Source organism: Flavobacterium sp. NPDC079362, from assembly GCF_050267765.1.
Lineage (GTDB): Bacteria > Bacteroidota > Bacteroidia > Flavobacteriales > Flavobacteriaceae > Flavobacterium > Flavobacterium azizsancarii.
On sequence record NZ_JBNNFM010000019.1, the window covers coordinates 19,542 to 32,245 of the forward strand.

Genomic DNA, 12,704 nt, shown 5'->3' on the forward strand with positions numbered 1-12,704 from the left:
AGGTTCGTTGGGTATGATCTCAGCTCGTTATTTAGAGCACCCCTTTGAGACAGTGCAAATGTAGTGTTAAAAAACAAATTCCAAAAATTAAATTCAAAATTCCAAAACTTCATTCTAAATACCTTATAATTAGAACTTTAACTTAAATCAGGTTTCTTACGAGATTGTTTTCTATCAGAAATATTCTTTTTGTCTTTGATTCGTTTTTTGATAACTGATTTGGGAATCTTAGTTGCTTTACGGACTTTAGGAACAAATAATCCTTTTTTGATTATTTCCAGAAAACGCTTTATGACAATATCTTTGTTTTTTAGCTGGCTCCTGTCTTCATCACAATTTAAGATAAGGATATTTTCCGTTGTCAAACGCGATGCAATATTAGTTAGCAAAAGCAATTTTTCTTCTTCAGATAAAGCTTGCGAAGTATTTAGATCAAAAGTCAAGACTACTTTTGACGAAACCTTGTTTACGTTTTGTCCGCCTGCACCACTACTTCTAACGGCTTTAAAACTTAACTCTGATATGATTTTTTCGATATCCATTATTGTGGTTGATGTGCTGCTTTTAATAAATCGTTTACTGTTTTCACCGGATTAAAAGTAATCAATGGTACTGCCACAAAAATGGTTAACCAATTTGCCATTGCACCATTCCATAATCCAGGCAATTCATAGCTTTTTACTATTTCTCCGTCAACACTTTTCTCCACTATAAAACCTGCTTTCTGATCTACAAATTGCAGTAAATCAAACTTCTCATTTTTATAATTTTTAATACCGCAAACCAAATCAACCGGATTAAAATGGGTTGCTTCGGCTAAAATGTCCTGCTGCTTTTTATTTGATAAATCGACCTGGGAAGTTTCTACTATCTGCAAGGAAACTCCGCCTTTAGAATTCCTTACCCAAAATGGGCCTCCCCCGGGTTCCCCTTCATTTTTTACCATTCCGCAAACCCTGATTGGTCTGTCTAACAATTCTTTTATCTTACTGATTTTGTTTTCAACAGTAAACTTATTAAAATCACTATTTAATTCAATGTTGAGCTTCTGCATTAAAAAAGCAACAATTTCTTCGATATTTTTTTCTTTTATTTCCTGCTTTTCAATAGCATTCAAATAACTAAAAACCTGTTGCTGTACTTCAAGCAAAACTCCTGCTAAAGCTTTTTTATATAACTCGATTTTATCAATATGATTTTGAATTACATTGTCTATATTTTTTATAAAAATAATATCTGAATCGAGTTCTTTCAAATTCTCAATTAGCGCTCCATGACCTCCGGGCCTAAATACCAAATTATTATTTTTATCTCTAATTGGTTTGTTTTTTTCATCTACAGAAATAGAATCTGTACTTTTATTTTGATAGGAATAACTAATATTTATCTGACTCCCTGATGCTTTTTCTACTTTTTTCTTAAGTACCTCAACTTCATTTTCAAATAGACTCTGATGTGCTTCTGAGACTGTAAAATGCAAATTAGAAACTTGATTTGATGTTGCATAATGCACACATTCATTCAAATGTTCTTCGATTGGGTTTGCTATATGTGTTTTATATTTATGAAATGGCAATACTGCTTTTGGCTTATTTGCAAAATCAAAATAATCTGGTGACAATAAAGTTTTTATAAAATAATAGTTTTTATAATCTCTGTCTAAAGTTTCAAAATCGGGATAAATTTCTCTAAGCTTTTTATCTATACTTTCAAAAAACGGAAATTTATCGAGCGCTACGATAAAAATAGACAGATTGCTGTCTTTTTTTCTATTGATGTAAGCGTTTATTGTTTCTTTTTCAATGTCGAAATCCTTCAGAAAAGCAGTTAAAAACTTAAACATTCTACTTGCTGCACCAGAGGCCGGCACAAACTTTTTTAGTTTAAGTTTCTCTTTCTGAAGATCAAAAAAATGAGCCTTTTCTTTGAATTCAGCTTCTGACAAACTCAAAATTCCGTTATTAATAGTTGCCGGACTTATTAAATTAGCTTTTGCAATTCCGTTTTTAAAAATTTCTAACTGACTCACTATTTTATCATAAGGAATTCCATGATTGTATATCTGAACAAAATCAGCTGACGAAATACCATGCTGTTTTGCAATCGACAAATTATCGATAATTGCTGTCGCTTTTGCCAAACGGCTTTCTTTATTACCTGAAAGTGTTATAAATGGCTTTTTTGCATCAATTAAAGATTGTTTAAAAACTGAAAAAACAGTTTCCCTGCCATCCGAAGTATCTCTGATATCGTCTTTTTCCCAAGGAACATCTATATCTGTAAGGAAAAACAAATCGTAATCATGTTCTAGTGCGGCTTCGTTTAAAAGTGGATCACAGAAACCATAATACATCTCAGAAAAAACTTTGGTAACCATTAAATTAGTATCAGAAAACAAATATTTTTTTGCTGAAGCAAGTTTTCTGTTTTCTAATGCAACCTGACCATAGGCAATAGGCATCATATCATCAGCAACACAAATATGCTGATTCTCTTCCCATTTTTCCTGCAAATAATCACGTGCAAATTCAGGAACCCATTCCGTCACATAATATTCTGCAAGTTGTTTTGCCAATGTCGTTTTTCCTGTACTTTCAGGACCAAACAAAGCAATTTTTATGATAGCTGTTTTTTGCTGTCTAAGATTTTTCTCCATTCTAAATAAGCTGAAATAGCCAAAATTGTAAAAATTAAATATTGTAGCGACAACATCCCTAAGCCGCGATACGCATAAAGAGGCACTACAATAATATCGCCAATAATCCAAAGTGTCCAGTTTTCGATTTTTTTCTTGGCCATGTACCACATTCCTGCAAAAAATATTCCTGACGAAATCATGTCTACATAATTGTCTTTGTGGATCTCGTAATCAAAATATTTATAAATTCCGAAAACTACAAAAACGGTTACAAAGAACAGTAAAATTCCGATTATTTTTTCATTAAAATTAGTTCTCGTAATCGGTAAATTATCTTCTAGAGCTCCTCCTTTTGACCACATATACCAACCGTAAATACTCATAATCGAGAAGTATCCATTAATAATCATATCACCAATATAACCCGCAATATATAATAGATAAACAGATATTACCGTGGCAATTAAACCTGTTGGATATACCCAAATATTTTCTTTTTTAGCAAACCAGACACTCAAAATTCCACAAACAAAAACTAAGAACTCTAAAGCAATATGCCATAAAGGAGCATTTTTGTAACTTTCAAGAAAAAAATCTATCATTGGATTTCGTCGTTTTTGGTTTGTTCTTATAGTGGCCGTAAAAGTAAAAGTTTTTTAATCCCGAAGAACTATTTTGAATAAATTATATTTGTACTAACGCTAAAACCAAATTATGATTGCAATTGAGGTGTTGGAAAAATATGGAGCCCTGAAAAAATCTTTCGATAAAAGTGAGATTATTTTTGAAGAAGGCAATCTTCCAACGCACTATTACCAAATTATTTCCGGCGAAATCAAAATGAGTAATTATAATGATGATGGCCGTGAATTTATTCAGGGTATTTTTTATAAAGACCAGTCTTTTGGTGAACCACCATTATTCTTAAATCAAAATTATCCGGCCAATGCTATTGCTGTTGAAAATTCAGAGGTTCTTTTATTGCCCAAAAATAAGTTCATGAAATTGCTGGAAGAAAATCCAAAAGTCAGCATTAAGATAATAGAGAATTTAGCGCAGCGATTGTATTATAAATCAGTTATGGCCGCCGAAATGTCTACGCAAGAACCGGAGCATCGGGTTTTAAAATTAATTGACCACGGAATTGCTTATTTTAATTTTAAAAAAGAGGAAAACGGTTACCTCATCAATTTTACCAGACAACAAATTGGAGACTTAACGGGTTTACGTGTTGAAACGGTGATCAGAACGATTAAATCTTTAGAAAAAAAGGGTGTTCTTAAAATTATAAACAGAAAAGTATACCGATAAAAAAGTTCTTGTTTTATGATTTTAATCATAAATAGGAGCTCTAAAGTGCTTGTACCTTTGTTACTCTAAAAACAAATATTATGACACTTTATCAAACAACATTCGAAAATTTCAATAAAAACTATATGGGTTCTGCAGCAATGGCTGTTATTGGTCAAAGCTGTTTAGGTGGCGCCGCTGCAATGTATATCCTTTCTCATGGAACCTCTATTGGACAAATGATTCAATTGGCAATTATCGTATTGGCTTGTGTTTTTGCCAACACTTCAATTTTAGCACAGATGAAACACAAAGTGGTTTTTAACCTTATTATTTTAAGTGCTTTATTAAGTGTTTTACTTATATTTCTGAATAGTTTTGTACTATGAGAAAACAAATAGAAAACAGAGCTGATATCTCATTTTTAGTCCATCAGTTTTATGCTAAAATAAGAGCCGATGAAGAAATTGGCTTTTATTTTAATACCATGATTAAGGATTGGGATGCCCATCTTGAAAAGCTGACTGATTTTTGGGAAACTAATCTATTTGCAGTAAAAAAATACAAAGGCAATCCGCATGCGGTACACAATGAAGTTGATGCTCATTTTGAGAGCAAAATTACCTCTAACGAATTTGGGATATGGCTGAACTATTGGTTCCAGACTCTTAACGAACATTTTGAAGGTGAGAATGTAGAAACGCTAAAACGTCGTGCCAGAAAAATGGGAACTTTTTTGTTTATGAGTATGTTTGAACACAGAAAGAAGATCGCGGAAGCCTCAACGGAATAAAACATTAACAAACTGTTTGTCATTTCGACGCAAGGAGAAATCACACTAGAAATTCGACAAAGATTAGTAAATTTAGGTACAGAATTACACGTGTGATTTCTCCCTTCGATCGAAATGACAAGATTGTGTTTTACCTAACTCGTCGAGTAATTTGGAATTTATTTATTGGGATTTAAAAAACCTGTTTTTCAAAAGCATACACTAAAGTAAAGTCCTGTCCTGAAGTATCTGATTTAATCTCTTTGTAATGCACATCAAAATCTACTACCAAATCATTAAAATGCAAACTTGCTTCTGTTTGATTTTTATCTAACGAAAAAGCATTTACTCTGATATGATCCTTGAAACTGATTCCTTTTTCGTTTCTGATTTTAAAGATCGCTTCTTTTGCTCCCCAAATTACAGTAAGCTCCTTAATATAATTGGTTGTGTTTTGAGTATTGAGATAACTATTTTCAGTATCTACAAATTTATCAGCGATTCTTAAGATTTTCTCACGTTGCAATTCCATGTCGATTCCTACGGTTTCGTCACTAATTATAATTGCTGCAAAATCGTGGGAATGTGTAATCGAAATATGATTGTGACAATTAAAATAAGGTTTCCCAAATTCGTCATAATGCATTTCGTGGTCTGTAAAACCCATTTCCTGTATCAACATACGAACGCTCAAAAAAGCACGCTGGTGCATTTGAGACTTCATTCCGTTAAGTCTTTGCTGCGTTTTTTCTTTTAACACTACTTTGCCCAATAACTCCTCAAATGATTCTGTTATGTGCCAAACTAAGATTTTGGTAGTTGCGTTGAATTGTATGGTTTGAAATAAAGGCATTCTTTTTTAATTATGAATTATGAGTTTTAAGTTATGAATTATTTTCCGGATTTGAAAACTGAACTTCTTATTTAACGTCTGGTGTTTCTAGCCCTGATGGGAGCGGCATCCTTTTTCTTCCGCGGCAGCGGAAGGAAAAGATATAGCGGACAGCAGGAAATAGCTCCTAACTTTTAATATCATCTTATAATAAGTAAATTATTTAGCTAAAGTTCAAAAGATTAAGAAATTAAACATTTCACAAATCTTATGGAAAGTAGTCAGAATTAAAAACCTATTCCGTAAATTTGCAAAAATTTTACAATTACAAATATACTATAAATGAGTACTACAACTACGCCTTTTGTGGCTTTCAAAGTAAAAGACATCTCTCTAGCGGCTTGGGGAAGAAAAGAAATTGAATTAGCTGAAGCTGAAATGCCAGGTTTAATGGCTCTTCGCGCTGAATATAAAGACGAACAACCTCTTGCAGGTGCTCGTATCGCAGGATGTTTGCACATGACTATCCAGACTGCAGTTTTGATCGAAACTTTAATCGCTCTTGGTGCAGAGGTTACTTGGTCTTCTTGTAACATTTTCTCTACTCAGGATCAGGCTGCTGCTGCTATTGCTGCTGCAGGAATTCAGGTTTATGCATGGAAAGGTCTTGATGAGCAATCATTTGACTGGTGTATTGAGCAAACTTTATTCTTTGGTGAAGACAGAAAACCATTGAACATGATCTTAGATGATGGTGGAGATTTAACAAACATGGTTATTGATCGTTTCCCGGAATTGGTTCCTGGAATCAAAGGATTGTCTGAAGAAACTACAACTGGAGTTCACAGACTTTACGAAAGAGTAAAAGCCGGAACTTTGCCAATGCCTGCAATCAACATTAATGACTCTGTTACTAAATCTAAATTTGATAACAAATACGGTTGTAAAGAATCTGCAGTAGATGCTGTTCGTCGTGCTACTGACTTAATGTTAGCTGGTAAAAGAGTTATCGTTTGCGGATACGGTGATGTTGGAAAAGGAACTGCTGCTTCTTTCAGAGGTGCAGGATCTATTGTAACAGTTACTGAAATTGACCCAATTTGTGCTTTACAAGCTGCAATGGACGGTTATGAAGTTAAAAAATTAAACACTGTTGTTGCTAATGCTGATATCATCATTACAACTACAGGAAATAAAGATATCGTTCTTGGATCTCATTTCGAACAAATGAAAGACAAAACTGTTGTTTGTAACATTGGGCACTTTGATAACGAAATTGATATGGCTTGGTTGAACAAAACTCACGGTGCATCTAAAATCGAAATCAAACCACAAGTTGACAAATATACTATCGCTGGAAAAGACATCATCATTCTTGCTGAAGGTCGTTTGGTAAACCTTGGTTGTGCTACAGGTCACCCAAGTTTTGTAATGAGTAACTCATTTACCAACCAAACTCTTGCTCAAATCGAATTATGGAAAAACAGTGCGGCTTACAACAATGACGTTTATATGTTACCTAAACATTTAGATGAAAAAGTTGCTGCTTTGCACCTTGCTAAATTAGGAGTTGAATTGGAAACTTTACGTGACGATCAGGCTGCTTATATTGGTGTTTCGGTTGAAGGTCCATTCAAACCAGAGTATTACAGATACTAATCTATTTTAGATTGTAGATAAACGATCTAAGATTTTAGATTTATAGAAACCCTTGCAGAAATGTGAGGGTTTTTTATTTCAACTCTGTCTTGTCCAGAATCAACAAATCGTTTATTTTTACAAATAAACACATTTCTTACAAAAAAATATATTTTTAAAAAATAAGTTCTTAATTTTAAAAATAAAAACAAGTCCCTATTTATCAAACACATAAACCTTGTAATCTTGAAAAAAACATCTTATTTGTTCCTCTACTTGTTTTTATTTAGCCTCCCGCAAATTATTTTTTCTCAGGAAAAGAAACCCAAAGTCGTTTTAGTTTTAAGTGGTGGTGGTGCAAAAGGAATTGCACATATTCCGCTTTTACAAAAACTAGATTCTTTGCACATTGTTCCTGATCTTATTGTTGGGAATAGTATGGGCAGTATTATAGGTGGCTTGTATGCTATGGGATATTCTGGTGATAGCATCGAAAAATTAACCAAAAACATTATCTGGGATAAATTGCTTGGCGGAGGTCAGTCTTTAAAATCTGCCAGTGTAGAAGAAAAAAGAGAATTTCAGCGATACTTAGTTGGAATAGGTGTTAAGGACAAAAAACTAAACAGCGTTGGCTCTCTTTTGAATGATCAAAATTTAAGAGAACTTCTTTCTGAATTAACTTATCCTGTATACAATATTAAAGATTTTGACAGCCTGCCAATACCATTTAGAGCCATGGCTACCGATTTGTCTGAAGGAAAAGAGGTCGTTTTAAGCAAAGGCAGTCTTGCTTATGCCATGAGAGCGAGTATGTCGCTGCCCGCTATTTTCAAGCCCATGGCCTACGAAAAAACAGTATTGGTTGATGGCGGTGTTATGAATAATTTCCCTACAGATGTTGCCAAACAAATGGGCGCGGATATTATCATTGGCAGTGATGTTGGGGGCGGATTGGAACCAATAGATAAACTGAACAATCTTGTGACTATATTGACCCAAACCAGTATGTTTCCTAGTAATATCAAAAATCCTGAAAACCGAAAACTCTGCACGATCTTGGTCGATCATTTGCCAAACTTGCGTTTTTCTACTGCTGATTTTGCAGATAGCAAAGAAATCTACAAAGACGGTAAAATTGCCACAACAGAAAACCTTCCGGCTTTAATCGCATTATCCCAACAATTAAAAGGATTTAAGCAACGAACTCATCAATTGCCTAACATACCCGGAGATTTTACTCTTGACACAATTGTTTACAAAAGAATCAGTCCGGAAAATCTTGCTCTGGTATTGGGAAGAATAAATCTTAAAACAAATATAAAATATACCACCAAAGATTTAATAGCGGGCATTAACAGAGCCATGGGTACGAATCTTTTTGACGAGATCTCGCACAGTTTTTTCATCAAAGATGGCGACAAGCTTGGGGTAACAATAATTGGATATGAGCGTGCCAAAAACCAACTCAACACATCATTACATTACGATACTTACAGAGGTGTTGGAATCATTTTTAATTACACCGCCAGAAATGTTCTTGCCAGAGCATCCCGGCTTCTTGCAACAATAGATATTGCAGAGCAGCCAAAAGCAAGAATTAATTTTCAGAAAAATTTTGGAAAAAACAGAGACTGGTGGTGGGCATCTGAAATGTACGGGGCTTTTTTAAGGCAAGAAATTTATATCAATGGCAAAGCCTCAGATAACATTCTTTATAACTCTTTTGAGTTCAATAATGAAATCAATAGAAACATAAATTCCCTTAAAAGTTATTTTGGTTATGGCTTAAATTATCACTACACCAATTTAAAGCCTAAATACAACAGAGAATACAATCCTAACTCAATCAATATCAAGGATTACTCTTTAAACAGCATAGAAGTAAACATGCATTATTCATATAATAATATGGATAAAGTTTTCTTTGCTGAACATGGAACAATTATAAAGGCAAATGTAACCCGATCATTGTTATCAGATGTCTACACTTCTTTTAATGATCCAGATAAAACAACTACCTCAGGCGCAACTAATGGATATACAAAACTTGGTTTTAGTTTTGAAAAAAGAGCGCTCATAAATAAGAAGATTACAGGAATCATTGGTTTTGATTCTTATTTTATTTTTCAGGACAGACTTAAGGACAGTCAAATCTCATTTTCGGAACTTGGGTATGCTTCAAAATATTTCTTAGGAGGAATTATACCGAGTTCTGGCAGTAATCGTTTTTCTTTTCCCGGCCTGAAAGAAGACGAACTCAATGTTACACAATATATAGGCTTAAATCTTGCCTCTCAAATAAATCTTATGGGAAAAATATATCTGACTCCTCATTTTAATATTGCAACTGTAGGTTTTGACGCTTTTGACGAATACATTAAGGATGCATTTAGTCCTAAAGGAAAGTGGGACAATAACATTGAACCAAGCCTTGTATTATCCGGAGGAGCCGCTATTTCTTATCAGTCCATTTTAGGCCCAATTCATTTTGATACTTCCTGGATTAATAATATAGACAAAGTGAGATTATTTTTTAGTGTCGGATTCTCATTCAATCCTTAAAAACGATAAGCCTCAAAAAATCGACAAATTTAGTTATTCATCACGCCAAATCAGAAATCTTTGATCGTTAATCTTCAATCTAAAATCTCCTGACTTAATGACATTGGCTCCTATGCCTCATGCTCACGCAAACCAATAACATCATTTTAATCAGATATTATATATGTTTCTTAAGTTTAAGTTTTACTTTTGAAATTCAAATCCCCAATATCTAAAACCTAATTATGAGAACACGCCTATTTTTAATGTTAATAATATTGTTGCCTTTTTTTACTAATGCTCAATCTAGTCTGCAAAGGCAAATGCAAGCATCAAATTCAATGGTGCGACAACAAAATCAAATGTTTTTGCAACAACAGCAACAACAACGTATGATGGCAAGCATGATGAACAACATCGAAACAAAAGAATCCAAATTAGCCAAGGAAGAAAAAAAATTCAAAAAAATTCAGGAAAAAATAAAACAAAAAGAAGCTGACTTAACGACAAAAAACGATGAATTAAAAAGTCTTGAAATTAGCTCACAAAACAATAATTCTGACATTATAAGAGATATTGAAAAAGCTAAAAAAGAAGTTGCAAAGTCTGAAGAAAAAATAAGTAAATCTAAAACAGCTATTGAAAAAAGTTCGAATAAAATTCAGGATTTGCAAAACCAGATACTAGCCGATAAAATCAAAAAAGCAGAATTAGAGAAACAACACGAAGAAGAGAAGAAATTAAAAGAAGAGGAAAAAAGATTAAAGGAAGAGGAAAAAGCAAAAAAACAACAAGAAAAGCAAGACAAGAAAAAATAAAAATCTCTTTCTATAATTCACACAATAAAAATATGATCGAAAAAGTTTTATGTGACCTACATGGTTCAAAAGATATGTCTTTTGCCTGCATTCATATTGCAATGGCAATAGACAAAAAAGAAAAAGTTGGCTTTTTTTATTCAGAAGCCGAAGAAGATCTTCCTGAAATTGCCTGGTGTGGCGCATGCGAGCAATGGTTATTGGATAACGGAGAAGAATGGACTGACGTTTTTCAGGCTAATGCCGATTTTAAAATATTATGTTCAGATTGTTTTGAAGAAGCAAAAAACAATGAACCAGAGATTCATCTAAGATAAATATGATTTCTACAAAAAACTTTACATCATTACCCAATAGAAATTCATTACAAAGCATCTGTAAAGCAATCTCAGTTCTAGATGCTATTATTTGTCCCGAATGGGAATATCGATATTATTCGTACAACTCTAAATGGGGAGAAGGTGAAGAATATTGCGAAATGAGGTATGGATCCGGAGATTTAATGAATATTCTATTTCTTGAAAACAATTGTGTAATAAATGGTTTTGCTCACGAATTTCAACACAATCAAAAAAGTGACCTGACTAAAAACTTACCTGAAATTTATAATGATTTTATTTTTGGTGAACCTGTTGCTTCTTTCGGTACTACATTTTGTTTGTGGACAAATCAAACGGGAAATTGGGAAACCGGAATAATCGAAGATTATAATGACAATTCAGAAGAATTGCTTTCTGTTTTTGACAACACCCCACAAACTTATATTGACTGGGCAACCGAATATTTTGAAGATTCTTATAAGGAAACCGGAATTCCGTTAGAAACTGTTACCAAAATTTATCAAGGTCAAATCTTGACAAAAGAAATGGTATTATCTATTGTTGACGAAATTGAAGATTGGCAATTGCTGGAAGACGATTTAAAGGAAATAGATTATGAATACGATTTTAAATAAAATTCTTTTAAGTAATAAATGTCTTGGTAAGCAAAGAAAAATTAAAGTAAAACCCGAAATTATACAATTACGCTTTAGTTCTTTATAATAAAATAGCAGACTTTAATTATGACAAAAGAAGATTTTAAAATCAATCTGGAAAAAGCTCTTAAAGGACTTCTTGATTTTACTCAGGAAATGGTAACGAACAAATTACCTCACGATTATAAATTCATAATTAAAACCAATTGTTCTTACGATGGGAATGAATTAGAAAATGATGAAGAAATTTATCCTGATGATAAAATCAATGAAACAAATTCAATTAATCCTGCTACAAAATCTACTGCAATTGATTATCTATGGCGCAATGGCAAAGTTCCGCAATGGATCAATGTTCAGGTTAGTAGTTGTGATGCTAATTTTAGTTACATAACATTAGAATGCTGCGGAAGATATTCGGCTTTTCTAAATCACAAAGATGGTCCTTTTCGTGGTTCAGGCCCTAGTATTCCCTATCGTTATTATGATTCAAATACTGAAAAACTTCTTCATAAAGTAGATTTAAATACGATTAATAAATCTTAAACCATGTGGTACGATAAATATACTTTCTACAAAAAACAAAAAAGATTAATAGATGAATATCCTGAAATAAACCTTCAGCAAATATGGAGTAATAAACTTCCAACTGACTTTTTCTTGCCTGATGAATTACTTGAATTATTACAATTTTCTAACGGAGGAGGAATAATAAACGGAAACCGCGACTTTGGCTATTTCTCATTAATTGATATGAGAAACTATTATTTTGATTACAAACTTTCAAAATATACACCATTATTTTTACCTGTTGCATTTAATGGAGGTGGGATATTTTATGCCTATGATTTTAGAGATCCAAAAAACATTCGTATTGTTGCTGCAGACGCAGGAGATTTAGAATATGAAAGTTCAATCGTTATTGGAGAGACGCTGGATGAAGTTTTAAGCAAAACAAATGATATTATTGAAGAATTGGACAAAATTCGCACCCCGATTTTATTTACAGAAGATGAAAAACAAATAATTGAACTTCGTAAACAGCTTGCTTATTTAAACGCAAATCGAAATAGTATTGACACCAAAAGTTATTTATTAGCAAAACGAAAACTCGAAAGCCAAATTAAACAATTAAGGTTTTTCATATAAAGTTTATAATGCTAATTTCTAATAACACCCCCATTCTCTTGATTTCA

The 12,704-nt window shown here is 33.0% G+C and carries 14 protein-coding genes; 10 read left to right on the forward strand and 4 right to left on the reverse strand.

Going from position 1 to position 12,704, the window contains the following annotated elements:
• Positions 1-137: 137 nt before the first annotated feature.
• Genes arfB through pnuC form a run of 3 tightly spaced genes read right to left on the reverse strand, consistent with a single transcriptional unit; the run spans position 138 to position 3,240 of the window.
• Positions 138-542, reverse strand: a complete 405-nt coding sequence (arfB, locus tag ACQKCJ_RS15905; RefSeq protein ID WP_271337022.1) for an alternative ribosome rescue aminoacyl-tRNA hydrolase ArfB — start codon at positions 540-542, stop codon at positions 138-140.
• The gene (locus tag ACQKCJ_RS15910) at positions 542-2,656 is read right to left on the reverse strand and encodes a DUF4301 family protein (protein WP_271337023.1); all 2,115 of its coding nucleotides are present in this window, start codon (positions 2,654-2,656) and stop codon (positions 542-544) included. Before ACQKCJ_RS15910 ends, arfB begins: the two co-directional genes overlap by 1 nt.
• Positions 2,617-3,240, reverse strand: a complete 624-nt coding sequence (gene pnuC, locus ACQKCJ_RS15915; RefSeq protein WP_271337024.1) for a nicotinamide riboside transporter PnuC — start codon at positions 3,238-3,240, stop codon at positions 2,617-2,619. The genes ACQKCJ_RS15910 and pnuC overlap by 40 nt, the downstream gene beginning before the upstream one ends.
• A 112-nt stretch (positions 3,241-3,352) precedes the next feature.
• Here pnuC and ACQKCJ_RS15920 point away from each other — a divergent pair, with 112 nt between their 5' ends.
• The 3 genes from ACQKCJ_RS15920 (at position 3,353) to ACQKCJ_RS15930 (ending at position 4,721) form a co-directional block, all read left to right on the forward strand.
• Positions 3,353-3,949, forward strand: coding sequence for a Crp/Fnr family transcriptional regulator (locus ACQKCJ_RS15920; RefSeq protein WP_271337025.1), 597 nt, complete (start codon positions 3,353-3,355; stop codon positions 3,947-3,949).
• Between the two features lie 80 nt (positions 3,950-4,029).
• Positions 4,030-4,317 carry a hypothetical protein gene (locus tag ACQKCJ_RS15925; RefSeq protein WP_133523218.1) on the forward strand — a complete coding sequence of 96 codons (288 nt, stop codon included), beginning with the start codon at positions 4,030-4,032 and terminating at the stop codon, positions 4,315-4,317.
• Positions 4,314-4,721, forward strand: a complete 408-nt coding sequence (locus ACQKCJ_RS15930; RefSeq protein WP_271337026.1) for a group III truncated hemoglobin — start codon at positions 4,314-4,316, stop codon at positions 4,719-4,721. The genes ACQKCJ_RS15925 and ACQKCJ_RS15930 overlap by 4 nt, the downstream gene beginning before the upstream one ends.
• 172 nt (positions 4,722-4,893) lie before the next feature.
• On the opposite strand, the gene ACQKCJ_RS15935 is transcribed toward ACQKCJ_RS15930, so the two are convergent.
• Entirely contained in the window at positions 4,894-5,553 is a 660-nt protein-coding gene (locus ACQKCJ_RS15935) for a 4'-phosphopantetheinyl transferase family protein (RefSeq protein WP_271337027.1), read from the reverse strand.
• 321 nt (positions 5,554-5,874) lie between these two features.
• On the opposite strand from ACQKCJ_RS15935, the gene ahcY reads away from it, so the two are divergent.
• The 7 genes from ahcY (at position 5,875) to ACQKCJ_RS15970 (ending at position 12,657) form a co-directional block, all read left to right on the forward strand.
• Positions 5,875-7,191 (forward strand): adenosylhomocysteinase, encoded by a 1,317-nt coding sequence (gene ahcY / locus ACQKCJ_RS15940; protein WP_427402404.1) that lies wholly within the window; start codon positions 5,875-5,877, stop codon positions 7,189-7,191.
• A gap of 225 nt (positions 7,192-7,416) precedes the next feature.
• Positions 7,417-9,735, forward strand: coding sequence for a patatin-like phospholipase family protein (locus ACQKCJ_RS15945; protein WP_427402405.1), 2,319 nt, complete (start codon positions 7,417-7,419; stop codon positions 9,733-9,735).
• Between the two features lie 245 nt (positions 9,736-9,980).
• The gene (locus ACQKCJ_RS15950) at positions 9,981-10,532 is read left to right on the forward strand and encodes a hypothetical protein (protein WP_427402406.1); all 552 of its coding nucleotides are present in this window, start codon (positions 9,981-9,983) and stop codon (positions 10,530-10,532) included.
• Positions 10,533-10,564: 32 nt separating this feature from the next.
• A complete protein-coding gene (locus ACQKCJ_RS15955) occupies positions 10,565-10,849 on the forward strand; it encodes a hypothetical protein (protein WP_427402407.1) in 285 nt (94 codons plus the stop codon).
• A 2-nt stretch (positions 10,850-10,851) separates the two neighbouring features.
• Positions 10,852-11,487 carry a hypothetical protein gene (locus ACQKCJ_RS15960; protein ID WP_271337032.1) on the forward strand — a complete coding sequence of 212 codons (636 nt, stop codon included), beginning with the start codon at positions 10,852-10,854 and terminating at the stop codon, positions 11,485-11,487.
• Positions 11,488-11,595: 108 nt separating this feature from the next.
• Entirely contained in the window at positions 11,596-12,054 is a 459-nt protein-coding gene (locus ACQKCJ_RS15965) for a hypothetical protein (protein WP_427402408.1), read from the forward strand.
• A 3-nt stretch (positions 12,055-12,057) separates the two neighbouring features.
• The gene (locus ACQKCJ_RS15970; RefSeq protein WP_427402409.1) at positions 12,058-12,657 is read left to right on the forward strand and encodes an SMI1/KNR4 family protein; all 600 of its coding nucleotides are present in this window, start codon (positions 12,058-12,060) and stop codon (positions 12,655-12,657) included.
• The last annotated feature ends 47 nt before the right edge of the window (positions 12,658-12,704 follow it).

Excerpts from the sequence above, each read along its gene's own strand:
- ACQKCJ_RS15950 (WP_427402406.1), top strand. The coding sequence starts at position 9,981 with ATGTTAATAATATTGTTGCCTTTTTTTACTAATGCTCAATCTAGTCTG.
- ACQKCJ_RS15935 (WP_271337027.1), bottom strand. The coding sequence starts at position 5,553 with ATGCCTTTATTTCAAACCATACAATTCAACGCAACTACCAAAATCTTA.
- ACQKCJ_RS15920 (WP_271337025.1), top strand. The coding sequence starts at position 3,353 with ATGATTGCAATTGAGGTGTTGGAAAAATATGGAGCCCTGAAAAAATCT.
- ACQKCJ_RS15965 (WP_427402408.1), top strand. The coding sequence starts at position 11,596 with ATGACAAAAGAAGATTTTAAAATCAATCTGGAAAAAGCTCTTAAAGGA.
- ACQKCJ_RS15970 (WP_427402409.1), top strand. The coding sequence starts at position 12,058 with ATGTGGTACGATAAATATACTTTCTACAAAAAACAAAAAAGATTAATA.
- arfB (WP_271337022.1), bottom strand. The coding sequence starts at position 542 with ATGGATATCGAAAAAATCATATCAGAGTTAAGTTTTAAAGCCGTTAGA.
- ACQKCJ_RS15910 (WP_271337023.1), bottom strand. The coding sequence starts at position 2,656 with ATGGAGAAAAATCTTAGACAGCAAAAAACAGCTATCATAAAAATTGCT.
- ACQKCJ_RS15930 (WP_271337026.1), top strand. The coding sequence starts at position 4,314 with ATGAGAAAACAAATAGAAAACAGAGCTGATATCTCATTTTTAGTCCAT.
- ACQKCJ_RS15925 (WP_133523218.1), top strand. The coding sequence starts at position 4,030 with ATGACACTTTATCAAACAACATTCGAAAATTTCAATAAAAACTATATG.
- ahcY (WP_427402404.1), top strand. The coding sequence starts at position 5,875 with ATGAGTACTACAACTACGCCTTTTGTGGCTTTCAAAGTAAAAGACATC.
- pnuC (WP_271337024.1), bottom strand. The coding sequence starts at position 3,240 with ATGATAGATTTTTTTCTTGAAAGTTACAAAAATGCTCCTTTATGGCAT.
- ACQKCJ_RS15955 (WP_427402407.1), top strand. The coding sequence starts at position 10,565 with ATGATCGAAAAAGTTTTATGTGACCTACATGGTTCAAAAGATATGTCT.
- ACQKCJ_RS15960 (WP_271337032.1), top strand. The coding sequence starts at position 10,852 with ATGATTTCTACAAAAAACTTTACATCATTACCCAATAGAAATTCATTA.